Source organism: Jeotgalicoccus coquinae (genome assembly GCF_014207425.1).
GTDB lineage: Bacteria > Bacillota > Bacilli > Staphylococcales > Salinicoccaceae > Jeotgalicoccus > Jeotgalicoccus coquinae.
In genome coordinates, this window is record NZ_JACHFF010000003.1 from 221,853 (window position 1) to 246,824 (window position 24,972).

Consider the following 24,972-nt stretch of genomic DNA (forward strand, 5'->3'; position numbering starts at 1 on the left):
GTTAGGGAAATTCAGCACGGTATACAGGGGGAGACAGTTTTGGAAAGAGGATTATCGATGGAACTCGTAAGGGTGACTGAAGCAGCTGCGCTGGCGAGTGCCGCGTGGACAGGAAAAGGTCAGAAAAATGCAGCGGACGATGCAGCAACAACAGCGATGCGCAGACTGTTTGAAACGATTCCGATGACGGGGAAAGTAGTTATCGGCGAAGGCGAGATTGACGAAGCGCCGATGCTTTATATCGGTGAAGAACTCGGAACAAAAGATGGTCCGGAACTCGATATCGCAGTCGATCCGCTGGAAGGCACAACGACTGTTGCAGAGGGCAGTTTCGGTGCAATGACTGTACTTGCAGTTGCTGATAAAGGAAATCTGCTGCATGCACCGGATATGTATATGCAGAAACTTGCTGTCGGACCCGGCTGCCGCGGTGTTATCGATATTGATATGTCTGTCGGGGACAATATCCGTGCAGTGGCCAAAGCGAAAAACAAAGATGTGAGCGACGTCACTGTAACGATTATTAAACGCGAACGAAGTCAGGAAATTATCGACGAGGTCCGCGCACTCGGTGCACGTATCATTATGTTTGATAATGGTGATGTCGGTGCGGCGATTAATACGTGCTTTGACTGGACGGGAGTCGATATTCTTATGGGTATCGGCGGTGCGCCTGAGGGCGTAATTGCAGCCGCCGGAATTAAAGCACTCGAAGGAGATTTCCAGGGACGGCTTCTCCCAAGAAACGATGAAGAGCGCATACGCTGTACAGCTATGGGTGTTAATCCCGATGATAAACTGGAACTTGAAGATCTGGTAAGCGGGGACGATGCAATTTTTGCGGCGACTGCAGTGACCGACGGGGAATTGATGAAAGGTGTGCAGTTTAAGAGCGGCTACGCTGAAACGTCTTCAGTCGTTATGCGTGCGAAGTCAGGGACAGTACGTTTTGTAAACAGCCGCCACAGCATGAAGAAGAAACCGAATATGGTGATGGAAAAGTAAGCAGCAATGCCGGGAGATTCTCCCGGCATTCCATGTTTTCTTTGACACAGCACGTGTCAGGGATGTAATATATGTATGCCTTTTAAAAACTTCAGCTTCGTGCCCCGTGGAGAATTATACCCGCAGATCCAGCGCAATTACTAAAATTATTTCGACTATAAAAATTAATATATAAAATAAATAAAATCAGTATTGGGAAGTGGAAATTTTGTCTGAAAAACCAAAGACACAGGATATGAAATATGAAACATTTGATGCGTTGTATAAAAATAATACGACGAAAGCATTAACAGAACGTGCAAAAAGTTTACGTCTGTCGAACTACAGCAAACTGAATAAAAAAGAATTGGTTCTAGCGATTCTGGAAGCTGAAATGGAGAAAGACGGCAACTATTACATGGAGGGTGTCCTTGACGATATCCAGCAGGACGGCTACGGATTCCTCCGTACAGTCAACTATTCAAAAGGTGAGAAAGATATTTATATTTCTGCATCGCAGATCCGCCGTTTTGAACTGAAAAAAGGGGACAAAGTTACAGGTAAAGTCCGTAAGCCCAAAGAAAATGAGAAGTATTACGGACTTCTGCAGGTCGATTTTATTAACGACCATAACGCTGAAGAAGTTAAAAAGCGTCCGCATTTCCAGGCATTAACACCGTTATATCCTGATGAGCGCATCCGTCTTGAAAATGAACCGGCAGATATGTCGACACGTATTATGGATTTAGTGACACCAATCGGTTTTGGCCAGCGCGGTATGATTGTTGCGCCGCCGAAAGCAGGTAAAACATCACTGTTAAAAGAAATTGCGCAGGCAATTACGGCAAATCATCCGAACGTGAAGCTCTTTATTCTGTTAATCGGCGAACGTCCGGAAGAGGTTACAGATCTTGAACGTTCAGTTGAACATGCTGACGTTGTGCATTCGACTTTCGATGAGCCGCCCCAGCACCACGTTAAAGTGGCAGAGCTGCTTTTAGAACGCGCGAAACGTCTCGTTGAAATGGGTGAGGACGTTATTATTTTAATGGACTCGATTACACGTCTTGCACGTGCGTACAACCTGGTTATACCGGCATCCGGCCGTACATTGTCAGGTGGTCTTGATCCTGCAAGTTTACACCGTCCGAAGCATTTCTTCGGTGCGGCGCGTAACATTGAAGCAGGCGGGAGCCTGACGATTCTGTCGACGGCATTAGTCGATACGGGCAGCCGTATGGACGATGTCATTTACGAAGAATTTAAAGGGACAGGTAACATGGAACTGCACCTTGATCGTAATTTAAGCGAGCGCCGTATTTATCCGGCAATCGATATCAGACGATCAAGTACGCGTAAAGAAGAACTGCTGCTCGATAAGAAAGAACTTGAAATTTTATGGCAGCTGAGAAATCTGTTCACGGATTCTTCGGACTTTACAGAGCGTTTCTTGAGAATTTTAAAAACGACGAAAACAAACGAAGAGTTCTTCGATGTACTCAGAGAGCGTATGATCAGCTCTCAGAAAACAGGGAAACCCGTAATATAAATTTCTTCACAGATATTGCTTTTTACACTGTGAGAATGTATAATGGCAAAGTAATGCGTGGTGATAGCCACAAATAACTCTGTTCCAGATGGTCCAGGGCAAAGGAGCTGACAATTATGAAACAAGGAATTCATCCTGAATACAAAAAAGTAATCTTTTTAGATTCAACTACAGATTTTAAATTCTTAAGTGGATCTACACGTACTTCTTCTGAAACTATGGAGTGGGAAGATGGTAACGAGTACCCGGTTATTCGTTTAGATATCTCTTCTGATTCACACCCGTTCTACACAGGACGTCAGAAGTTCGCATCTGCAGACGGCCGTGTTGAGAAATTCAACAAAAAATTCGGTCTTAAATCAAGCAACGAACAATAACGAAACTTCAACTGCACTGAGATACTCAGTGCAGTTTTTTTGTCTCAAAAATATGCTATAATAAAGTAACTAAAAAGTACCAGGAAAAGGACGTATTCTTATGTTTGATCAACTCGAAATAATAGAAAACCGATATGAACAGCTTACTGAATTACTCAGCGACCCCGATGTTGTCAGTGATCCGGACAAACTCCGCACTTATTCCAAAGAGCAGAGCGACATTCATGATACTGTCGAAGTGTTCCGCGTATACAGAGGGCACATGGAAACTATTGAAGAATCGAAAGAAATGCTGAAAGAAACAGACGATCAGGAAATGATTGAAATGCTGAAAGAGGAAATTTCAGAATCAGAAAGCATGCTGCCGAAACTGGAAGACGAATTAAAAATTCTTATTATCCCGAAAGATCCTAACGATGAGAAAAACGTTGTTATGGAAATCCGCGGTGCAGCCGGCGGAGACGAAGCGCAGATTTTCGCAGGAGATCTGTTCAGAATGTATTCAAGATATGCTGAAGAGCAGGGATGGCGCACGGAAATCGTTGATTCTTCAAGCAGTGATCAGGGTGGATTTAAAGAAATAAGTTTCTTAATCCATGGTAAAGGTGCATTCTCCAAACTTAAGTTTGAGAACGGTGCACACCGCGTGCAGCGCGTACCTGAAACTGAGTCGGGCGGGCGTATTCATACGTCTACAGCGACTGTTGCTGTACTGCCTGAAGTTGAAGATGTTGAAGTTAATATCCGCAACGAAGATATTAAAATTGATACGTACCGTTCAAGCGGCGCCGGCGGACAGCACGTTAACACGACCGACTCGGCAGTACGTATTACCCACCTGCCAAGCGGCACGGTAGTAACATCTCAGGATGAGAAATCACAGATTAAAAACAGAGAGCGTGCAATGAAAGTCCTTAAAGCACGTGTCTACGACATGATGCAGCAGGAAGCACATGCGGAATATGCAGAGAAGAGAAAATCAGCAGTTGGTACAGGGGACCGTTCTGAACGAATCCGTACTTACAACTATCCGCAAAACCGTGTAACGGATCACCGTATCGGTTTAACAATTCAAAAACTCGACCAGATTATTAACGGAAGCCTCGATGAAATTATCGATGCGCTGGCAATCGAAGAACAGACTTCTAAACTGGAAGAACTGAATAATGAAACAATATAAGACAACACTTAAAGAGGCGGAAGCCTCTTTAAGTGTATCTGGACAGGAAACGAGAATCGCCTCGATTGTTATGGAAGAACTGTTCGGTATGAGTTTTACAAAGCTGATGGTGTACGGTGAAGATCTGATGCCGAAAGAAGATTATAGGAAATTCAAAGATGTAATCGAACGCGTCTGCCAAAATGAACCGTATCAGTATGTTCTTGGTGAAGCTTATTTTTACGACGGGTATTTCACAGTCACACCGGACACGCTGATTCCAAGAAATGAAACAGAAGAGCTCGTGGCATTTGTGCTGGATAACGAGAAAGACACAGGCTTAGCAATTGTCGATATCGGCACAGGCACAGGAGCAATCGGTCTGACTTTAGCCCGACACTGGAAAAAGAACAGGATCATCGTGACCGACTTATCCGGCGCTGCACTTAATGTTGCCCGTAAGAATGGAGAACGTCTCGGAGTGACGGCTGAATATTTGGAAGGCAGCTTATTTGCACCATTAGTGGATAAAGAAATTAAAGCTGATATAATCATCTCTAATCCCCCGTATATAAGCGAGGATGAGAAACACCTTATGACAGCGTCTGTGCTTGAACATGAGCCGGACACAGCGCTGTTTGCAGATGATAAAGGGCTTGCTCTGTACAAAGAAATGATCCGTACACTGCCGGACGCGCTGAAGCCGGGCGGACGTGTATATTTTGAAATCGGCTTTAACCAGGCAGAAGCATTAAAGACCTACATTGAAAATGTCCTGCCCGGTACTGATGTGCAGGTCGTTAAGGATATGAATCAGAATGACAGAATATTATATTTTACGCGGGGTGAATAATAGTGACTAAAATTTGGAAAATTACCGAAGCTGATTTAACAGACAAAAGTAAACAGACAAAGCTCGAAAAACAGCTTGAAGAAATCAAAATTGCATTTACTTACGGTGAAATCATCGGCATTCCGACAGAAACAGTATACGGTCTTGCAGCAGATGCGAGGAACTCAGAAGCAATCAATAAGATTTTTTCTGCCAAAGGACGTCCGGGAGACAACCCTTTAATCATACATATCCACGACATCAGCCAACTGGAAGACTTTACGGCAGCACTTGATGAACGCGTCATAAAATTAATGGAGGTGTTCTGGCCGGGACCGATATCATTTATACTCCCGCTGACAGGTGACTATCTGTCATCCAACGCAGTTGCGGAACTCGATTCCGTGGCAGTGCGCATGCCGAGCCACCCGGTAGGACGGAAAATTCTGCAGTATGCGGATATACCTCTTGCTGCACCAAGTGCGAATATCAGCGGCAAGCCGTCACCGACGAACGCCCAGCATGTTATTGACGATCTGGAAGACAGACTCTACGGTGTTGTTGACAGTGAATCAGCAATATACGGTATTGAAAGTACGGTGCTCGACTGCACGCAGTTCCCGTACAGAATTGCACGTCCGGGAGCTGTAACGAAAGAACAGCTTGAAGAAGTGCTGGAATCCGTTGTCGATACGGTAAACGACCAGATGGACAAGCCGATTTCACCAGGCATGAAATATAAGCACTATGCACCATCCCAGCCTTTAATTGTTATTGAAGGCGGAATAAACAATAATACGAAGCTGCCTGTGGAACGCACGCAGAAAGTAGGCATTATTGCTCCGGAAACGAGCAGGGAATTCATCGGTGAGGACATACAGTTTATCAGCCTGTGCAGAGACCGCGACAGTTACAAAGAAGCGGCGCGTAATCTTTACTCGGCACTCCGTGTTATGGATACGTCAGATGTTGATATTATTTTTATTCATGGATTTGATAAAGTCCCGGAATCAGCAGGATTGATGAACCGTATATACAAAGCGACAGGAAATGAAGTGATTCAGGGTGGATAAATTTATTTTTGTCTGTACAGGAAATACTTGCCGCAGTCCGCTTGCAGAAAGCTATGCACGTATGAAATATCCGGATAAGGATATCTCATCACGGGGGCTTTTCGTAATGGAACAGAGTACTAACAGTCATTCACTTAATATAATAGAAGAAAACGGTCTGCCGGCACCATCGGAACCGGAACAGCTGACAAAAGCCGATATTGAATCGGGGACACTGCTCGTTATGGGCAGAAGTCACAAACAGGCTATTCATACACAGTGGCCTGAAGCCGACGTGCGTCTTTTATCGGAATATGCCGGAGAGAGCACTGCAGATGTTCCGGATCCATACGGCGGTACAGCTGCCCGGTACGAAGAGGTATTTCTGCATCTGAAAAAGTACATTGATAAATTTAACTGGTAAGACCGGTAATCTTTTGAAACTCGCAATGCTGACGGTTATAATATGTTCTAAGGAGATGAGTGTATGAAAGTTGTTATTGCATCAGATCACGGCGGTCTTAATCTAAAGAAAGCCGTTACTGAATATTTATCTGAAAAAAAGATTGAATTTACAGATCTCGGACCTGACAGTACGGACTCTGTGGACTATCCGGACTATGCCAAACCGGTTGCAGAGAAAGTCGCTGCAGGAGAATATGATAAAGGTATTTTAATTTGCGGTACAGGTATCGGTATGAGCATTACTGCAAATAAAACAAAAGGTATTCGCTGTGCGCTTGTACACGATACTTTCTCGGCAAAAGCAACACGCGCACACAACGATTCTAACGTACTCGCGATGGGTGAAAGAGTAATCGGCCCGGGTCTTGCACTTGAAGTGGTGGACACATGGCTGAACACTGAATTTGAGGGTGGTAGACATGAAAGACGCGTTTGTAAGATTGAAGAGTGATTTACAGACACTGACAGATGATTTATATAAAACGGACTTCTTCACTCCTCAGAAAGTACTTGTTATCGGATGTTCGACATCCGAAACGATAGGGGAGCATATTGGTAAAAACAGCTCGGATGAAGCAGCTGAAGTTATTTATAAACATTTTTCTGAAATCGCAGCCGGAGAAAACATTCACTTATTATTCCAGGGATGCGAGCATATTAACCGTTCCCTGACAACGTCAAGACACACGATGGAAACATTGAATCTGGAAGAAGTTACAGTAGTACCGCACAAAGAAGCGGGAGGCAGCTTAAGCGAGCTTGCTTATAAGGAAATTGCCGATCCTGTTGTCGTTGAGTCTGTTACGGCAGACCGCGGTATTGATATTGGCCAGACGCTGATCGGGATGCACATGAAACATGTTGCCATACCGGTGCGGACGTCTGTGAAAAAAGTCGGCAAAGCAGTAGTGACGATAGCGACAACCCGCCCGAAACTTGTCGGCGGACCGAGAGCGCATTATAAATAAAGGGGAGAACACAATGTCATACATTAATTCACAGGATCCACAATTACAGGAAGTTATTAACAAAGAACTTGAAAGACAAAACAACAACATCGAACTTATCGCGAGCGAGAACTTCGTTTCACCTGCAGTACTGGAAGCTCAAGGTTCAATTTTAACGAACAAATATGCAGAAGGATATCCGGGGAAACGTTATTACGGCGGTTGTGAACATGTAGACGTTGTAGAAAACCTTGCACGCGACCGTGCCAAGGAAATTTTTGGTGCAGAGCACGCTAATGTGCAGCCGCACTCGGGATCACAGGCTAACATGGCTGTATATTTCTCCGTGCTTGAGCCGGGGGATAAAGTACTTGGGATGGACTTATCGCACGGCGGACATTTAACGCACGGTTCACCGGTTAACTTCAGCGGCAAGCTGTTCAACTTCTTATCTTACGGAGTTGAGAAAGAAAATGAGCAGATTGATTACGACAAAGTAATGGAAATTGCTAAAAAAGAGCAGCCTAAAATGATCGTTGCAGGCGGGAGTGCATATGTTAAAACACTGGACTTTAAAAAGTTCCGTGAAATTGCTGATGCTGTAGGTGCTTATCTTTTAGTTGATATGGCGCATATTGCAGGGCTTGTTGCAGCAGGACTGCATCCGAACCCGGTTCCGCATGCAGACTTTGTTACATCCACGACTCACAAAACATTACGCGGACCTCGCGGCGGCCTGATTTTAACGAAAGAAAAATATGCCAAAGCTGTAGATAAAAATATCTTCCCGGGAATTCAGGGCGGCCCGCTGATGCATGTAATCGGAGCGAAAGCAGTAGCATTCGGTGAAGCATTACAGCCGGACTTTAAAGACTATCAGCAGCGTGTGCTGGATAATGCGAAAGCTCTTGCAGAGTCACTTGCTGAGGGCGGCCTGCGCATAGTTTCAGGTACGACGGATAACCATCTTGTACTTGTAGACGTTAAAGCTTTCGGTCTGACAGGAAAAGTTGCTGAAGAAGCACTTGATGAAGTAGGAATTACTGTAAACAAAAATACGATTCCATTCGATGAAGCATCACCATTCGTAACGAGCGGTATCCGTCTTGGAACTCCTGCGATGACGACACGCGGATTTACAACTGAAGATATGACAGAAGTTGGTAAAATTATGGTAGAAACACTTAAACGTGCCAAAAATGAGGAAAATCTGGAAGGAATTTCAGATAAAGTAACAAAATTAACAGGAAAATATCCACTATACAAATAAACTGCGCTATAATATATACCGGATGGGATCATCCGGTTAATATTTGGAGTGGAGGAAGAAAAAATGTCGAAAGTACAAGTAATGGATCATCCGTTAATTCAGCATAAAATGAGCTATATCCGTGATGAAAATACATCGACTAAAGAGTTCAGAGAACTTGTTGATGAAGTGGGTATGCTGATGGCTTATGAGGTAACGAGAGATCTTACACTCGAAGATGTGTCGGTACAGACACCGGTTCAGCAAACTACAGCAAAACGCCTGAGCGGAAAAAAACTGGGTATCGTCCCTATTTTACGCGCAGGACTTGGTATGCAGGACGGAATTCTGAAGTTAATTCCATCGGCACGTGTAGGTCATATCGGATTATACCGTGATCCCGAAACACTGCAGGCTGTTGAATACTATGCGAAGTTCCCGGGGGATATTGAAGAGCGCGATATTTTCGTAATCGACCCGATGCTTGCAACAGGTGCATCAGCAGTAGAAGCAATTACAGCAGTAAAAAAACACGGCGCGACTAAAATCCGTTTTATCTGTCTTATTGCAGCACCCGAAGGTGTGGAAGTATTAAAAGAAGCTCACCCGGATGTGGATATTTATATCGCGGCACTGGATGAGAAACTGAATGAGAAGAGTTACATCGTTCCAGGTTTAGGCGACGCTGGCGATAGATTATTTGGTACACGATAAAAATCATAGGAGATTGTTATGAAAAAAATTATGGCGATTTTCGGTACGCGACCTGAGGCTATTAAAATGGCTCCGCTTGTACTCGAAATGAAAAAAGATGAAGATATTGAACCGGTTGTAGTAGTTACTGCACAGCACAGAGAAATGCTTGACCAGGTCCTGACAACGTTCGATATTACACCTGATTACGACTTGAATATTATGAAAGCGGGACAGACACTGTCAGAAGTTACAGGACGTGTAATCAATGGTCTCGAATCAGTTATTAAAGAAGTAAAACCGGATATGATTTTAGTGCACGGTGATACAACGACAACATTCGCAGGTTCACTTGCTGCGTTTTACAATGAAGTGGATATCGGCCACGTTGAAGCGGGTCTCCGCACTCATAACAAATACTCACCCTTCCCTGAAGAAGCTAACCGTCAGATGACAGGTGTTTTAGCGGATCTTCATTTTTCACCAACAGAAGATGCGCGTCAAAACCTGCTGAACGAAGCTAAAGATGATTCAAAAATTTCAGTTACAGGTAACACTGCAATCGATGCACTTGCAACTACTGTTGATGAAAATTATCACAGCGATATCATCGAGAAACATAAAGACAACAAAGTTGTTCTGTTAACAGCGCACAGACGCGAAAACATCGGTCAGCCGATGCACAACATTTTCGGTGCAGTCCGCCAGATTGTTGACGAGTTTGAAGATGTAACAGTTGTTTACCCGATGCACAAAAACCCTAAAGTACGTGAAATTGCACAGGAATATTTAGGAAACCACGACCGTGTGGAACTTATCGAGCCGCTTGATGTGCTTGACTTCCATAACTTTGCAGCAAGAAGCCATCTTATCTTAACTGACTCGGGCGGCGTACAGGAAGAAGCCCCGTCACTCGGCAAGCCGGTGCTTGTACTGCGCGATACAACTGAACGTCCTGAAGGTGTTGCAGCCGGTACGCTTAAGCTTGCAGGTGTAGAACAGGAAAACATCTACAACATGACTAAAGAACTGCTTACGGATGAAGAGCTGTACAATAAGATGTCACAAACACAAAATCCGTACGGTGATGGTGAAGCGTCACGCAGAATTTGTGAGAACATAAAGTATTATTATGGAATAACTAAAGAAAAACCTATTAGTTTTTCAGTAAATGATTAGTAATTGTGAACATGTTGTTAATATTTCCATATTTTGTTGACACAAAAATTGCGCTCCTATAAAATCATTAGAGTATGTAATTGTTTTCACAACGTGTTACATTACCCGGGGAGTCGTCAAAGACAGTGAAAATATTTAAAGGTTATTTTAAAAACTTTATGAAATATTTAATAATACTTTTAGTAATAAGTATTATTGCTTATATATTTACTTCTTTGCCTTTCTTTGCAGGACTGTGCATCGGCATCGTCGGTTCGATGCTGCTGTCTTATAATTGGTACTACAATTTAAGAACTGCACAGCTCAGTGATGACGGGAAAGTTAAGACAGGGACGCTGACGAGAATGCTTATCGTCACGGCAGCCTGTTTAATATGGGTGAGGTTTCCGGAAGCTGTAAATATCATCGGTATTTTATGCGGACTGCTACTCACTTATGCGCTGATTTTCTGGCGCGCAGCATCGGAACTTTTTAAACGGAAGAGGTGAAGAAATGGAACATGGAATTCCAACGTGGTCGTTTGATTTGTTCGGAATACCAATAGTATTCGAACTTGCAACTTCAATGATGATTATCATCACTTGTCTGCTGATTTTCTTTACGCTGTTCTTCATGACGAGAAAACTCGCAGTACGTCCGACCGGTAAAGGTCAGGTACTTGTTGAGGCGTTAATGAACTTCGTAAAAGGAATCATCAAGAGCAACATGGCTTGGAAAGAGGGCGCACAGTTCCACTTTTTAGCGCTGACATTGTTTTTATTCATTTTAATCGGCAACCTTATCGGTATACCGCTGTCATTCGTAGCACCTGATGCGGATCATACATTGTGGGTGAAATCACCTACAGCTGACCCGGTCGTAACGCTTACACTGGCGGGTATGATGATTGTACTGACACACTATTACGGTGTGAAAATGCAGGGCATGCGCGGTTACTTGAAACAATACGTTACGCCTATGTGGTGGCTGGCACCGATTAAATTCATCGAAGAATTTACATATAACTTAACGCTTGGGTTACGTCTTTACGGTAACGTTTATGCCGGTGAGATACTTCTGATGCTACTCCTTGGATTAGTAACAGGCGGTACGATTCTCGGCGCACTAGGATTTATTCCTATGATGGTATGGCAAGGATTTAAAGTATTTATAGGTGCGATTCAGGCATTTATATTCGTAATGTTATCAATGGTTTATCTATCACATAAGGTGAGCGATGATCATTAATATAATAAAAAAATAATAATATACAATTTTCTAGGAGGAAATATTTTATGAATTTACTAGCAGCTGGTATTGCAGCAGGATTAGCGGCACTTGGCGCATCTTTTGGTATTGGTATGGTTGTTTCGAAAACAGTTGAAGGTGTAGCTCGTCAGCCGGAATCACGCGGACCGTTACAAACTATTATGTTTATCGGTATTGGTGTAGTTGAGGCCGTTCCTATTATGGCTATCGTTATCGCGTTCCTGCTTATGTTCACGTTCTAAGAGTCGTTATATAAGGCGAAGTCTTATTTAAAGATTTCGCCATCTTATTATGTAAATAACTACGAGAGTTAGAGACTTTTTTGAAAGGAGTGTACATAGGTGGAACTATTAATTTTAGGTGCTGCTGGTGAAACGATGGGTACGGCTGTAGGAACATCGCTCGTTCTTCTTGCGAGTTTCCTGACGCTGCTTGCAGTATTGTCATACTATGTGTGGAAACCAGTTAAGAAAGTTATGGATGACCGTGAACAACTAATCCATGATGATATTGATTTTGCTGAGAACAGAAAATTAGAAGCTGAACGCTTAAAAGAAGAGAACGAAACACTGCTGAAATCTACGCAGGCTGAAATCTCTGAACTTATGGAAAACGCTAAGAGTCAGGCGAAGAAAGAACAAGAGTCTATCATCAATGATGCTCATAACCGTTCTACTCAAATGATTACTGAAGCGCAGGCGGATATTGAAAGAGAAAAAGAAAAAGCTATCCGTGATATAAACGATCAGGTTGCTGAGCTGTCAGTACTGATTGCAGAGAAGATGATCCGCAAGGAACTAAACTCTGAAGACCAGAAAAACCTTGTTGCGAACTACTTACAGGAAGCAGGCGATAAGTAATGGCTAATATAAGTCAGAAATACGCCGGCGCACTGTACGAAGTTGCAGTTAAACACGACAGTCTTGAAAGCGTTAAAAATGATTTCTTTGAAGTAACTGAAGCAGCAGCTTCAGTAGAGAACTTTATCGACTTCATGGATAACCCTAAGATTACCCGTGATAAAAGAACTGCAGCTGTGGAAGCAGCTTTCGGTGAAAGCGACAGACTTCTGTTAAATCTGCTGCGCATCCTGTCGGATAAAAAGCACATGTCGTTACTCGGAGAAATATATGAAGAGTTCTTATCATTGTATGATGAAGCTCACAACCAGGCACGTGTAACTGTAGAATCGGTTTACAAATTATCTGCTGAAGAGCTGGATCAGCTCGGTCAGATCTTTATCGATAAAACAGGTTATGAAAAACTGCTTATTACTAACACAATAAATGAAGAACTTATCGGCGGCGTACGCGTGCTGTTAGGTTCGAAAGTTTACGACGGTTCTGTCAGAAATCAGCTTGACGGAATCAGAAACAATTTTAAAGAACATACGAATAGCTAAAGGAGTGACATTTTCATGGCAATCAAAGCTGACGAAATAAGTGCTCTCTTAAGAAGCCAGATCGAAAATTATGACAAGGATATGCAGGTTACCGACGTAGGTACTGTTATCCAGGTGGGTGACGGAATTGCACTTGCTCATGGTTTAAACGATGCGATGGCGGGAGAGTTAATTGAGTTCCCAAGTGGTGTACTTGGTCTTGCTCAAAACCTTGAAGAAAATAATGTTGGTATCGTAATACTTGGACCAAGTGACGATATTAAAGAAGGCGACGAAGTTAAACGTACCGGCCGTATCATGGAAGTACCGGTTGGTGAAGAACTTATCGGCCGTGTAGTAAACCCGCTCGGTCAGCCGATCGACGGTAAAGGTCCTATCAATACAACTAAAACACGTCCTATCGAAAGTCCTGCGACTGGAGTTATGGATCGTAAGAGTGTTGATGAGCCCCTTCAAACAGGAATCAAAGCAATTGATGCGTTAGTACCAATCGGCCGCGGACAGCGTGAGTTAATCATCGGTGACCGTCAGACTGGTAAAACGACAATTGCGATCGATACAATTTTAAACCAAAAAGATCAGGATATGATTTGTGTATACGTAGCGATTGGACAAAAAGAATCAACGGTACGTGCTACTGTTGAAACTTTACGTAAAAACGGTGCGCTTGACTACACAATCGTAGTTACTGCAGGTGCAGCTGATCCGGCTCCACTATTATATATCTCACCGTATGCCGGTGTATCTATGGCCGAAGAATTCATGTTCAACGGCAAACACGTTCTAATCGTATATGATGATTTAACGAAACAAGCTGCGGCTTATCGTGAATTATCATTACTATTACGCCGTCCGCCGGGCCGTGAAGCATTCCCGGGTGACGTATTCTACCTTCACAGCCGTCTTCTTGAGCGTGCTGCGAAATTAAACGATGACTTAGGCGGCGGTTCAATTACTGCGTTGCCATTCATCGAAACTCAGGCAGGGGACATCAGTGCTTTCGTTCCAACGAACGTTATCTCTATTACTGACGGTCAGATCTTCCTGCAGTCAGACTTATTCCACTCAGGTGTACGCCCGGCAATTAACGCTGGTCTTTCAGTATCGCGTGTAGGTGGTTCAGCACAAATCAAGGCTATGAAGAAAGTAGCAGGGACACTTCGTTTAGACCTTGCTGCATACCGTGAACTTGAAGCATTTGCTCAGTTCGGTTCAGACCTTGACGAGGCTACAAAAGCTAAACTTGACCGCGGTGCGCGTACAGTTGAAGTACTTAAGCAGCCTGAAAACGCGCCACTTAAAGTAGAAAAACAAGTTGTTATTTTATTCGCACTTGTTAACGGCTATCTGGACGACGTTCCAGTTGAAGACGTTACCCGTTTCGAAGCAGAATTCCTCAGCTGGCTTGAAGCTAATGACGCTGCGTTATTAGACTCTATCCGCCAGACTAAACAGCTTCCTGACAGCGACGCATACGATAAAGCAATCAGCAGCTTTAAAAAGCTTTTCAACCCTTCTAACTAAGAAGTAAGTAATTACTAAGGTGGTGAATTCATGGTTTCACTCAGAGAAATAAAAGGTCGTATAGGCTCAACTAAAAAGATGAGTCAATTGACAAGCGCAATGCATATGGTTGCCAACTCGAAACTGTCCAGAGCTGAACAGAATTCAAAAAAGTTCCAGCCGTACATGGATAAAATCCAGGAAACAGTCAGAGCGATTGCAGCCGGTGATACTGAAAGCTCACACCCTATGTTAGAAGAGAGACCAATTAAGAGAACGGGCTATATCATAATTTCAAGTGACACAGGTAAAGCTGGTCCTTATAATAACAACGTCGTTAAAGCTATCACTGAAGAAGCTGACAAACGTCATGATAACAATCCCGATTCATATGATTTATTCGTCCTCGGAAAAATTGGCTATGAAACTTTAACAGGGCGTGGCTTCCATGTTACAAATCATCGTCTTGGAATACCGGATCAGCCTGATTTTGCCAGCGTAAAAGAAATCGCTGCACAGTCGGTTAACGGATTTATTAACGAAGATATCGATGAGCTTTACATTATTTATAACAAGTTTGTAAATATTTTAGAGCAGCAGGTAACAGTCAGAAAAGTATTACCACTAACAGAAACTGATATTCAGACGGAACAGGCTGATTCTGCACTTGCAGGTTATGAGTTTGAACCGGATAAAGAAACTATTCTAGAAACAATTTTACCTCAGTATGCCGAAAGTTTAATTTACGGCGCACTGCTTGACGCGAAAGCGAGTGAGCATGCAGCACGTATGACAGCTATGAAGGCAGCAACTGATAATGCGACAGAGCTTGTTGGCGAACTTCAGCTTCAGTATAACCGCTTAAGACAAGCGGCGATTACACAGGAGATTACAGAAATCGTCGGTGGCGCAGCTGCACTAGAATAATTGAGATTAGGAGGAAATTAAATGGCTTTAGGTCAAGTAGTCCAAGTAATGGGACCTGTAGTTGACGTGCGCTTTAACGAAGGTGAATTACCTGAAATTAATAACGCACTTGTAGTTAAAATTGACAATGCTAATTCAGAGCCAATCTCTCTGACACTTGAAGTTGCGTTACACCGCGGCGATAACATAGTCAGAACGATTGCAATGAGTTCTACTGACGGCTTACGCCGTGGTGCTGAAGTTGAGAACTCAGGTTCTCCAATTACAGTACCGGTAGGAGAAGTGACACTTGGTCGTGTATTCAACGTATTAGGTGAACACATCGACTTAGACGATCCAATCCCGGCTTCTGAACGTCGTGATCCAATTCACCGTTTAGCGCCGAAGTTTGACGAACTGTCAACTTCAACTGAAATTCTTGAAACAGGTATTAAAGTAGTAGACCTTCTTGCACCTTATACTAAAGGTGGTAAAGTTGGACTCTTCGGTGGTGCCGGCGTAGGGAAAACAGTTCTTATCCAGGAACTTATTAACAACGTTGCACAGGAACACGGTGGTATTTCGGTATTCGCCGGTGTTGGTGAACGTACACGTGAAGGTAACGACCTTTACTACGAAATGAAAGACTCAGGTGTTATCGCGAAAACTGCAATGGTTTTCGGTCAGATGAACGAACCGCCTGGTGCGCGTATGCGTGTAGCTCTTTCAGGATTAACAATGGCAGAATATTTCCGTGACGAACAAGGTCAGGATGTACTTCTGTTTATCGATAACATTTTCCGTTTCACTCAAGCAGGTTCTGAAGTATCAGCGCTCTTAGGACGTATGCCTTCAGCGGTAGGTTACCAGCCTACACTTGCTACTGAAATGGGTCAGTTACAAGAAAGAATTACGTCAACTAATGTTGGTTCAGTAACGTCAATCCAGGCTGTATTCGTACCTGCCGATGACTATACTGACCCGGCTCCGGCTCAGACGTTCGCACACTTAGATGCAACGACTAACTTAGAACGTAAACTTTCAGAGATGGGTATTTACCCGGCTGTTGACCCTCTTGCATCTACTTCACGTGCACTTTCACCGGCAATTGTCGGCGAAGAACACTACAAAGTAGCGAGAGATGTTCAGTCTACACTTCAAAAATACCGTGAGCTGCAGGATATTATTGCAATTCTTGGTATGGATGAACTTTCTGAAGAAGATAAGAACACAGTTGGACGTGCACGCCGCATTCAGTTCTTCCTGAGTCAGAACTTCCACGTAGCAGAACAGTTCACAGGTCAAAAAGGTTCTTACGTACCTGTTAAAGAAACAGTTCAGGACTTTAAAGCTATTTTAGAAGGTAAGTATGACCACATACCTGAAGATGCTTTCCGTCTTGTTGGCGGCATCGAAGATGCTCTTGAAAAAGCGCGTCAGCAAGGTGTAGAAGTCTAAAACGGGAGGGTAAAACATGGCAACAATTGCACTTGATGTAGTTACTCCTAACGGTTCTGTTTTTCATGAAGATGATTGCGAAATCGCTATTCTTCAAACGAAGCAGGGTGAGCTTGGTGTAATGGCCGGTCATATTCCGACTGTAACACCGCTTAAAATAGGTGTCCTTCGTGTTAAAATAAACGGTAAATTTGAATACCTGGCTGTTACTGAAGGGTTTGCAGAAATCAGACCTGAACAAATTACAGTACTGGTGCAGGCTGCAGAGTTTTCAAAAGATATAGACTCGGAACGTGCAGAAGCTGCGAGAGCGAGAGCAGAAAGTCTGCTTCAGCAGTCGCAGGATGAGCGCGTCGATACGTATCGTGCGGAACTTGCTTTACAGCGTGCGGTTAACCGTTTAGAAGTATCTAAATATTAATTCAAACTAAAAGACTGGATTCTCCAGTCTTTTTTTTATCGAAAGGAGGAATTCTCATGGGTTTTTCCCAATTCGCACTAATGCACATTATTCTTCATATTTTGTGTATCTCACTGGCCTTCTGGGTATTAAAAGGAATAAGGTTGGAAAGTTTATTTAATAAAGGTGAAGCCGGTAAAATCCGGCTGACGCTTATCCTGCTCAGTATCCTTCTCGGTACAGCGATGAGCAACTTTATCATGGACATCTTCAGATATACTCAGGAAGCATCTCTTCTGTTCAGCTAATTGCTTTACAAGTGACGATGAAACACCGTATTATTGTAATGAATGGTATAGAGAAATATGGAGTGAGAAGATGGAAAAGATTATTGTTAAAGGCGGCCGAAAGCTGTCGGGTTCTGTAGAAATTGAAGGAGCCAAAAATGCAGTATTGCCAATATTGGCAGCTTCGCTGCTGGCTGGCGAAGGACAATCAATAATTAAAAATGTACCCGAATTATCAGATGTAAATACATTAACAAAATTAATTACTACACTCGGTGCAGAAGCATCGGCAGAAAAAAATAGTGTTGTTATCGATGCGAGCGGAGAACTGAATTGTGTCGCACCTTATGAATTAGTCAGTAAAATGCGTGCAAGCATGCTTGTCATGGGACCGTTATTAAGCCGTTACGGCTATTGTAATATTGCTATGCCGGGAGGTTGTGCAATCGGATCACGTCCTATTGAACAGCACATCAAAGGTCTTGAAAAAATGGGCGCTTCATTCGAGCAGGCAGCAGGCTATATAGAAGGTAAGGTTGAAGGACGTCTTCAGGGAGCAAAAATTCATATGGATTTCCCGAGTGTCGGAGCAACTCAAAACTTAATGATGGCAGCGAGTCTTGCCGAAGGTACAACGCACATTGAAAATGCTGCGATGGAACCTGAAATTACGGATCTTGCAAACTATATTAACTCAATGGGCGGACGCGTTATCGGAGCAGGTACGGGACATGTTAAGATTGTCGGTGTTGAAAAACTGCACGGTGCAGAACACGACGTTATACCGGACCGTATTGAAGCAGGCACATTTATGATTGCCGGTGCGATTACACGCAGTGAAATACTGTTAAAGAACGTTGTAATTGAGCATTTGTCGGCGGTAGTATCAAAGCTTGAAGAAGTCGGAGTCCGTTTTGTCGAGGAAGGCAACGATGTGAGAGTTATTCCGTCGGAAGAATATAAGCCGACAGATCTTAAAACTATGCCTCACCCGGGATTCCCGACAGATATGCAGAGTCAGATGATGGCACTGTTAACGACTATTGAAGGTACGAGTATTGTTACTGAAACAATTTTTGAAAACCGTTTTATGCACGTCAGAGAATTTTCAGCGATGAATGCAAATATTTCACTTGAAGATAATCATGCAGTTATTCGCGGCGGCAGTCAGCTGTACGGAGCAACAGTCCGTGCATCGGATTTACGCGCGGGTGCAGCACTTGTGCTTGCAGGTCTTGCAGCAGAAGGTTATACTACTGTAACTGAACTTCAGCATCTGGACCGCGGATATGTCCGGTTCCATGAAAAACTGAAAGCACTTGGTGCTGATATTGAACGCGTGAACGACAGTGCGTCTGATAAGCATTTGGTGACATCAAAGTAAAGGGGTAATACTATGGCAGAACAACAACAGAAAATCGTTCACCGTAGATTCCCATTGTTAGTTAGAATTCTATTGTTTTTCTACGTTGCAATCGTCCTTGTCTTTTTAGGATTGATGATTGGCTTCGGCATACTGGATAATCCTTTTGGGGTTTTCCGTATTGAAACGTGGGAACATATCATTAACTTAACCAGGGGTTGACGACAGACATGCTGACATATGATCAGATTAAAGCAATAATACCACACCGTCCGCCGTTCTTACTTATTGACAGAATTACAGAAGTAGAACCGGGCAAAAGTTGTAAAGGTATCAAACAGGTATCCGGAAACGAACCTTTCTTTGAAGGGCATTTCCCGGACTATGCTGTTATGCCTGGAGTACTGATAGTGGAATCACTTGCGCAGGTAGGTGCTGTTGCATTGCTGCAGCAGGAAGAATTTAAAGGGAAACTCGCGTTTTTTGCAGGCATTGATAAATGCCGGTTCAAAAAACAGGTAACACCGGGTGACACACTGGAACTTTCAGTGGAGATTACTAAACTCCGCGGACCAATCGGTAAAGGCTGGGCAGTTGCAACTGTCGATGGACAGGTTGCATGCCAGTGCGAAATTACATTTGCAATTTCAGATATTAAAACAGGTGAGTAATAAAAAAGCTGTAAATCATAATTTGATTTACAGCTTTTTTCTATTCTGTTTTATCTTCTTTTCTAAAGTCATCTTTTGACTCCATGCGCGAATTGAACTCATTGATCAGTGCCGTGCCTTCGTAACCCTCTTTAACAAGGAACTCAAGCAGCTCTTCTGCGTAGTTCGGTCCCTGCATGATAATAGAACCTTTAAAGACGACAGAAATCATATCATCCATCTGATTGATATCCATCAGTTCAGCTGAAAACTTGGCAGGTGCGTTTGACGGACGTGTAATCGTCACCATCATTTCAAGCAGACTGCCTTTCAGCTTTTCTAAAATGGAAGCAAGATCCCCGTCTGTTACTATTTCAATAATCCACGGATTGTCACCATGCTCCATATTAATAATAACTCCGTCTTTTACTTCCGGCACGATAAAGTTCTGTTCCTGAATAATTTTCATATCAATTACTTTAAACGATTTCATAGTTGCCTGCTCCTTTTTAACAAAGTACAAAATTAAATTATTTGCAGATGAAAATCCCCGGTATTTAAAAAAGTGTTAATTTTTAATTATGTATTTCCCATTATTGTATTATATATCACCCTGAAATGAAATTATTGTCTTTTGCAGAAAATTTATTCAGGGATTACATTGTAATCAGGAAGGGGGTGATATTGAATGATGAACAAAGTATTGCTTGTCGGCGAACTGGTCAGTAATAATGTGATTGCAAAAAATGCGCAGGGAAGTGTCAATGCATTTATCATAGCGACAGTCCGCGTGCCGAAAGATACGCGGCGTGATAAGGAAGTGCATTTCCTGTACTGCAAGGCGTTCGGTAAAAGTATCCCGGGTGTGCTTGACGAAGCGAAGAACGGTGACATTTTATGTGTCAGCGGCCAGCTCGCAACTACATCTTTTACGAAAAAAGACGGCTCAAGGGAATACCGCATGGAAATATGGGCAGAGAGCATAAAACATGTACCGGATAAGATCCGTGAACGCACTGATATATCAAATCCGTCCCGCTTAATTGAACAGGCAGTACATCATTATAATATTAATGAATCGCTTGGCGAGAAGTATGTACATACACTCAGCCAGGAACAGTCAGAACCGAAAACCGAAAAAGAAAAGCATATTGAAATCATTTCAAATCTCGTTGATGAAAAAGACTCTGGCGGCACGAAAGACAAAACTGCTTCTGACGACAATAAGGAAAAAGTTTTAGCCTGACAGATAAGATTACCCTCTTGAACTGTGCTCTGCACCCATTCATTCTCACACACATTAGCATACTGATGACCAGCTGCGGTTTATCGGTATGCTTTTTAATATTTTAAAAAACAGTTTTTTTACAGCAGTTGTTTTTATGTTACGAATGACAGACTAGTCTGTATCATCAAACTATCTTTACAGATTCTTTATAAAGTACGGTACAGCCATGTTTTTATAAAAAATATGGAAGCTCCCGGAAACTGTATCATACATGAATTAAGCGCTGTGTAATATATCGCGTCATTTAGAAATGAGTTTGTAACAAACTTGTAAAGTAAGGGCACTCTTTTTATATTGCTGTAACCTATGAAAAGTAATTATCGTCTATAATGTGAAACAGTGATAACAAACGCGACGACTTAATCAGTCGTAAAATACATTATATAAGTAAATTATTTTTGGAGGAATTTCAATTATGAAGAAAGTTTTAGCTTTAGGTGCAGCAGTTGCTGTGTCAACAACAATTGCGTACAGTGCAGAGGCAGCATCTCATACAGTAGAATCAGGAGACTCACTTTGGACTCTTGCTGAAGAAAATAACGTAACTATCGAATCTATTAAAAAAGAAAACAAATTAACTTCTGATGTTATCGTTCCGGGTCAGATTATTGAAATCGGCGAGAAGGAAGAAAAAGAAGAAGTTAAAGAAGATAAAGAAGACAAAAAAGAAGAAACTAAAGTTTATACAATCGAAGCAGGCGATACATTATTTGAAATCGCAGTAGAATTTGATGTAACAGTTGCAGACCTTAAAGAGTGGAACAACTTATCATCAGATATTATCTTTGCAGGTAAAGAACTAATCGTTTCAGGTGATGCAGTTAAAGCGGCAACTCCGGTAGAAGAAGCTCCGGCTGTAGAAACTGAAACAGAAACTGCACAAGCTCCAGCTCAGGAAGAAACAGAAGAAACATACGAAGAGCCTGCACAAACTCCAGCTCAGGAACCAGTTAAACAGGAACCTGCACAACAGCCGGTTCAGCAGCAGCAGGCACAAAACGTGAGCACAAGCTCGAACACTAACAGCGGTTTAAACTGGGGTGCTTTAGCAGCATGTGAATCAGGCGGCAACCCAAGCGTTGTAAGTTCAAACGGTTTATACCACGGTCTTTACCAGTTTGATGCTCAAACTTGGCAGTCAGTAGGCGGATCTGGTGTAGCATCTAATGCATCAGCAGCTGAACAGACTCAAAGAGCACAAAAGCTTTATGATTCAAGAGGTTCATCACCATGGCCTGTATGTGGTGCAAGACTGTAATATCAATATAATTTTCGAAGGCCGGGACAAAAGTCCCGGCCTTTTTTGTGTTGAAACGGATATGGTAAAATTAAAGTGATAACAGGGAGGGGTCATAAAATGCTGGAACTTAAAAATGTCACAAAATATTTTGGGAAAGTGCGTGCTGCAGAGAATATTTCCTTTGCCTTGAACAAGGGAGAAGTATTTGGTTTTATCGGCCCGAACGGTGCAGGAAAATCGACGACGATACGGATGATTATCGGCGCGCTGAAGCCGACGCATGGAGAAATAGAATATGCAGGCGGCAATATAAAGAAAGATAAAAAGTATATTGAAAATATTGCCTATGTCCCGGGGGATGTTAATCTGTGGGGCAATCTGACAGGTGAAGAAGTTATCAACTTTATGATGAAAACTCGAAAGTTTAAAAATACCGATGAAAAGCTGCGTCTCATTGAAAAGTTCAAGCTGGACGGCAGAAAAAAATGTAAGACGTATTCAAAAGGGAACAGGCAGAAAGTGGCACTGATCAGTGCATTTCTAAGCGATGCGGAGCTTTTAATATTTGACGAGCCGACAACAGGACTGGATCCGCTGATGGAACGAGTCTTTCACGAGGAAGTAATAAAAGCAAAAGAGGCAGGAAAGACCATTCTGCTGTCGAGCCATATTCTGTCGGAAGTGGAAAAGCTCGCTGACCGGATTGCGATTATACGTGACGGTAAAATTATTGAATCCGGCAGCTTAAAAGAACTGCGCCATATTACCCGGATGGAATATATTATCGAGACGGCTGATGATATTACCGCCTTAAAACATCGTGACTTCGTGCATGAATTTACCGAGTCGGATGACGGTTATCATCTGTTTATTGATAATGACAGGGTGCCGGAATTTCTGAAGTATTTAAAACTGTATAACCTTAAAAACTTAACAACTGCACCGCCGCGGCTGGAAGATATTTTTATGCGCTATTACGAAGGTGCTGAATGATGTATTTTAAAATGCTGATGAAAAATCTGAGGCTGAAATCAGCGCTTTGGATAATTGCACTGTGCGGTCTGTCACTGGCTGTGCCGCCGGTGTTTGACGGTCTCTACAGTACGGCTGGAGAACGGGAAGGCATGAAAATGACAGTCGATAATGCTGCAATGACTGCAATGATTGGTCCTGTACCTGACGGAGATTATACAACTGCTGTTATGTTCGGTCATCAGATGCTGTTGTTTATGGCGCTGTTTCACGGTCTCTTTAGTATTTTAATCGCTAACGGCATCGCCCGGAAAGCTGAAGATACGGGACTCACTGAATATGTACTCAGCGCAGGCATCGGCAAAAAGACGATTGTGTCCTCTCAGCTGATGATCGGTGCAGTGATTAATCTGCTGGTCTTTATTATATTATTCGGCGGTTTAAGTTTATATAATATCGACGGGCTGTCGCTGATTGGCAACTTATACTATGCGCTTGGACTTGCGATGTTCGGACTTCTGTTTTTCGTTATGACAATGGTTCTCGGTAATTTATTCGACAGCGGAGATATGACATTCGGTGTTTCGCTTTCGCTGCTGCTCGTATTTTATTTATACCGTGCAGTGACTGACGTTGCAGATACAGCTTATTCTGCAGCATCACCGTATCACTGGCTGTCGCGGATTGAAGTGTACGGAGCGAATAACGGATTATGGCTGCTGCCGTTCATAGTTATTTTACTGCTTGTCGTACTCAGCTATATGCTGTTTATCAAACGTGACCTTGGAGACAGTTATATAAAAACAGGTAAAGAAAAACGTTTGAGAAATATTAACAGCTATCCTAAGCTCGCATTCATTAATATGAGAGTGCTGATAATCAGCTGGCTGATTGGTCTGTTTATTGCCGGCTTGTCTTACGGATCCGTATTCGGCGACCTTGAGAGTCTGATTGGGGAAAATGATATGCTCCGTGAAGCGCTCGGCAGCAATAACGCAGCTGAGTTCTTTATCAGCATGCTGTTTGTTATTTCGGCATTGTTATCTGCAGCGCCTGCTCTGATGATTAACGGACGTATGCTTGCTGAAGAAAAAACGGGACGGCTGGAAGTAATGAATTCAGGAACACTTAACAGGAAACTGTCTCGCGGAACAGTGTTTGCGACTCATTATATGTACGGACTTGCAGCAGCGGTATCCGCATTTGTGCTGACAGTACTCGGCATGTATCTGGCAAGTATGAATGTCGATGATTTGAGTATTACTGTTAACGACTACCTGCTGTCGGCTGTAAATTACAGTGCGGGTATTGTCTTTACGGTTGGAGTATCGGCGCTGTTTGCAGGTATTTCGAAGAAATTTCATATTACTGCATGGCTGTACGTTACCTATGTGTTTTTTGCGAACTACTTCGGTGTGCTATTAAATATCGATGATATTTATTTAATGCTCAGTCCGTTTCATTATTTAAGCGAGATGCCGCATGAAAGTATGGACATTCCGGCAGTGCTTATTATTACGGTACTCGGCTTTGTTATGGCACTGATCGGTGCAGCAGTATTTAAGCGCCGCAATCTGCTTTGACAGCAGAATGAAATGTGATAGGCTTATGTTATTAAAAAGAATAAGAAATCCACTGGGGGCGCCGATAAGGCTGAGATAGCGCATGCTTGTCCCTTTTCACCTGATCCAGGTTATGCTGGCGTAGGGAAGTGAAGATGATGACAGGTATTTTTCTGAAACCATTCTGCCCACTTCGCCGGAAGTGGG

Annotated in this window: 30 protein-coding genes and 1 riboswitch; of the genes, 29 read left to right on the forward strand and 1 reads right to left on the reverse strand. The window is 42.9% G+C overall.

Going from position 1 to position 24,972, the window contains the following annotated elements; all coding sequences use genetic code 11:
- The first annotated feature begins 39 nt into the window (after positions 1-39).
- From glpX to fabZ, 25 genes are all read left to right on the forward strand, one after another.
- The gene (glpX, locus tag HNR41_RS09890; RefSeq protein ID WP_184284204.1) at positions 40-1,005 is read left to right on the forward strand and encodes a class II fructose-bisphosphatase; all 966 of its coding nucleotides are present in this window, start codon (positions 40-42) and stop codon (positions 1,003-1,005) included.
- A 235-nt stretch (positions 1,006-1,240) separates the two neighbouring features.
- Positions 1,241-2,533 carry a transcription termination factor Rho gene (gene rho / locus HNR41_RS09895; RefSeq protein WP_376698674.1) on the forward strand — a complete coding sequence of 431 codons (1,293 nt, stop codon included), beginning with the start codon at positions 1,241-1,243 and terminating at the stop codon, positions 2,531-2,533.
- A 116-nt stretch (positions 2,534-2,649) separates the two neighbouring features.
- Positions 2,650-2,910 (forward strand): type B 50S ribosomal protein L31, encoded by a 261-nt coding sequence (locus tag HNR41_RS09900; RefSeq protein WP_035810842.1) that lies wholly within the window; start codon positions 2,650-2,652, stop codon positions 2,908-2,910.
- A gap of 100 nt (positions 2,911-3,010) precedes the next feature.
- The gene (gene prfA / locus HNR41_RS09905) at positions 3,011-4,090 is read left to right on the forward strand and encodes a peptide chain release factor 1 (RefSeq protein ID WP_184284208.1); all 1,080 of its coding nucleotides are present in this window, start codon (positions 3,011-3,013) and stop codon (positions 4,088-4,090) included.
- On the forward strand, positions 4,077-4,922 hold the full coding sequence (gene prmC / locus HNR41_RS09910) for a peptide chain release factor N(5)-glutamine methyltransferase (protein WP_184284210.1): 846 nt from the start codon (positions 4,077-4,079) through the stop codon (positions 4,920-4,922). The genes prfA and prmC overlap by 14 nt, the downstream gene beginning before the upstream one ends.
- 2 nt (positions 4,923-4,924) lie before the next feature.
- Positions 4,925-5,974: an L-threonylcarbamoyladenylate synthase gene (locus HNR41_RS09915; protein ID WP_229714986.1), complete on the forward strand. Its 1,050-nt coding sequence runs from the start codon at positions 4,925-4,927 to the stop codon at positions 5,972-5,974.
- Positions 5,967-6,377 carry an arsenate reductase/protein-tyrosine-phosphatase family protein gene (locus HNR41_RS09920; RefSeq protein ID WP_184284212.1) on the forward strand — a complete coding sequence of 137 codons (411 nt, stop codon included), beginning with the start codon at positions 5,967-5,969 and terminating at the stop codon, positions 6,375-6,377. Before HNR41_RS09915 ends, HNR41_RS09920 begins: the two co-directional genes overlap by 8 nt.
- Before the next feature lie 63 nt (positions 6,378-6,440).
- Complete coding sequence (gene rpiB, locus HNR41_RS09925; protein WP_184284214.1) at positions 6,441-6,869, forward strand: ribose 5-phosphate isomerase B; 429 nt, start codon at positions 6,441-6,443, stop codon at positions 6,867-6,869.
- Positions 6,838-7,386 carry a TIGR01440 family protein gene (locus HNR41_RS09930; RefSeq protein WP_184284216.1) on the forward strand — a complete coding sequence of 183 codons (549 nt, stop codon included), beginning with the start codon at positions 6,838-6,840 and terminating at the stop codon, positions 7,384-7,386. The genes rpiB and HNR41_RS09930 overlap by 32 nt, the downstream gene beginning before the upstream one ends.
- 13 nt (positions 7,387-7,399) lie before the next feature.
- Positions 7,400-8,635 (forward strand): serine hydroxymethyltransferase, encoded by a 1,236-nt coding sequence (glyA, locus tag HNR41_RS09935; protein WP_184284218.1) that lies wholly within the window; start codon positions 7,400-7,402, stop codon positions 8,633-8,635.
- 63 nt (positions 8,636-8,698) lie between these two features.
- Entirely contained in the window at positions 8,699-9,328 is a 630-nt protein-coding gene (gene upp, locus HNR41_RS09940) for a uracil phosphoribosyltransferase (RefSeq protein ID WP_184284220.1), read from the forward strand.
- A gap of 18 nt (positions 9,329-9,346) precedes the next feature.
- Complete coding sequence (gene wecB / locus HNR41_RS09945) at positions 9,347-10,486, forward strand: non-hydrolyzing UDP-N-acetylglucosamine 2-epimerase (RefSeq protein ID WP_184284223.1); 1,140 nt, start codon at positions 9,347-9,349, stop codon at positions 10,484-10,486.
- 125 nt (positions 10,487-10,611) lie between these two features.
- The gene (locus tag HNR41_RS09950; RefSeq protein ID WP_221432919.1) at positions 10,612-10,974 is read left to right on the forward strand and encodes an ATP synthase subunit I; all 363 of its coding nucleotides are present in this window, start codon (positions 10,612-10,614) and stop codon (positions 10,972-10,974) included.
- Positions 10,975-10,978: 4 nt separating this feature from the next.
- Positions 10,979-11,713, forward strand: coding sequence for a F0F1 ATP synthase subunit A (gene atpB / locus HNR41_RS09955; RefSeq protein ID WP_184284229.1), 735 nt, complete (start codon positions 10,979-10,981; stop codon positions 11,711-11,713).
- 47 nt (positions 11,714-11,760) lie between these two features.
- A complete protein-coding gene (gene atpE / locus HNR41_RS09960) occupies positions 11,761-11,976 on the forward strand; it encodes a F0F1 ATP synthase subunit C (protein WP_026859255.1) in 216 nt (71 codons plus the stop codon).
- A 99-nt stretch (positions 11,977-12,075) separates the two neighbouring features.
- Positions 12,076-12,594: a F0F1 ATP synthase subunit B gene (locus HNR41_RS09965; RefSeq protein ID WP_184284231.1), complete on the forward strand. Its 519-nt coding sequence runs from the start codon at positions 12,076-12,078 to the stop codon at positions 12,592-12,594.
- Positions 12,594-13,136: a F0F1 ATP synthase subunit delta gene (locus HNR41_RS09970; RefSeq protein WP_184284234.1), complete on the forward strand. Its 543-nt coding sequence runs from the start codon at positions 12,594-12,596 to the stop codon at positions 13,134-13,136. The genes HNR41_RS09965 and HNR41_RS09970 overlap by 1 nt, the downstream gene beginning before the upstream one ends.
- A 15-nt stretch (positions 13,137-13,151) precedes the next feature.
- Entirely contained in the window at positions 13,152-14,660 is a 1,509-nt protein-coding gene (gene atpA, locus HNR41_RS09975) for a F0F1 ATP synthase subunit alpha (RefSeq protein ID WP_184284236.1), read from the forward strand.
- Positions 14,661-14,690: 30 nt separating this feature from the next.
- On the forward strand, positions 14,691-15,566 hold the full coding sequence (gene atpG, locus HNR41_RS09980) for an ATP synthase F1 subunit gamma (protein ID WP_184284239.1): 876 nt from the start codon (positions 14,691-14,693) through the stop codon (positions 15,564-15,566).
- Positions 15,567-15,587: 21 nt separating this feature from the next.
- Positions 15,588-17,003 (forward strand): F0F1 ATP synthase subunit beta, encoded by a 1,416-nt coding sequence (gene atpD / locus HNR41_RS09985; protein WP_184284242.1) that lies wholly within the window; start codon positions 15,588-15,590, stop codon positions 17,001-17,003.
- 16 nt (positions 17,004-17,019) lie between these two features.
- A complete protein-coding gene (locus HNR41_RS09990; protein ID WP_184284244.1) occupies positions 17,020-17,424 on the forward strand; it encodes a F0F1 ATP synthase subunit epsilon in 405 nt (134 codons plus the stop codon).
- Positions 17,425-17,480: 56 nt separating this feature from the next.
- Positions 17,481-17,711 (forward strand): DUF1146 family protein, encoded by a 231-nt coding sequence (locus HNR41_RS09995; RefSeq protein WP_184284246.1) that lies wholly within the window; start codon positions 17,481-17,483, stop codon positions 17,709-17,711.
- Between the two features lie 70 nt (positions 17,712-17,781).
- Positions 17,782-19,074: a UDP-N-acetylglucosamine 1-carboxyvinyltransferase gene (murA, locus tag HNR41_RS10000; protein ID WP_184284248.1), complete on the forward strand. Its 1,293-nt coding sequence runs from the start codon at positions 17,782-17,784 to the stop codon at positions 19,072-19,074.
- A 12-nt stretch (positions 19,075-19,086) separates the two neighbouring features.
- Complete coding sequence (locus HNR41_RS10005; RefSeq protein WP_026859246.1) at positions 19,087-19,275, forward strand: DNA-directed RNA polymerase subunit beta; 189 nt, start codon at positions 19,087-19,089, stop codon at positions 19,273-19,275.
- Positions 19,276-19,283: 8 nt separating this feature from the next.
- Positions 19,284-19,724 (forward strand): 3-hydroxyacyl-ACP dehydratase FabZ, encoded by a 441-nt coding sequence (fabZ, locus tag HNR41_RS10010; protein WP_184284251.1) that lies wholly within the window; start codon positions 19,284-19,286, stop codon positions 19,722-19,724.
- A gap of 40 nt (positions 19,725-19,764) precedes the next feature.
- Here fabZ and HNR41_RS10015 read toward each other — a convergent pair whose 3' ends face one another.
- On the reverse strand, positions 19,765-20,196 hold the full coding sequence (locus HNR41_RS10015; protein WP_184284253.1) for a YwpF family protein: 432 nt from the start codon (positions 20,194-20,196) through the stop codon (positions 19,765-19,767).
- 195 nt (positions 20,197-20,391) lie between these two features.
- Between HNR41_RS10015 and HNR41_RS10020 the strand changes: the two genes are divergently transcribed.
- The 4 genes from HNR41_RS10020 to HNR41_RS10035 all read left to right on the forward strand — a co-directional run bounded on the left by HNR41_RS10020 (position 20,392) and on the right by HNR41_RS10035 (position 24,786).
- A complete protein-coding gene (locus tag HNR41_RS10020; protein WP_184284255.1) occupies positions 20,392-20,949 on the forward strand; it encodes a single-stranded DNA-binding protein in 558 nt (185 codons plus the stop codon).
- 457 nt (positions 20,950-21,406) lie between these two features.
- A complete protein-coding gene (locus HNR41_RS11515) occupies positions 21,407-22,249 on the forward strand; it encodes a transglycosylase family protein (protein WP_184284257.1) in 843 nt (280 codons plus the stop codon).
- Between the two features lie 99 nt (positions 22,250-22,348).
- The gene (locus tag HNR41_RS10030; RefSeq protein WP_184284259.1) at positions 22,349-23,224 is read left to right on the forward strand and encodes an ABC transporter ATP-binding protein; all 876 of its coding nucleotides are present in this window, start codon (positions 22,349-22,351) and stop codon (positions 23,222-23,224) included.
- Positions 23,221-24,786 carry an ABC transporter permease gene (locus HNR41_RS10035; RefSeq protein ID WP_184284261.1) on the forward strand — a complete coding sequence of 522 codons (1,566 nt, stop codon included), beginning with the start codon at positions 23,221-23,223 and terminating at the stop codon, positions 24,784-24,786. The genes HNR41_RS10030 and HNR41_RS10035 overlap by 4 nt, the downstream gene beginning before the upstream one ends.
- Positions 24,787-24,830: 44 nt before the next feature.
- A riboswitch (TPP riboswitch) is annotated at positions 24,831-24,930 on the forward strand.
- Positions 24,931-24,972: the final 42 nt, after the last annotated feature.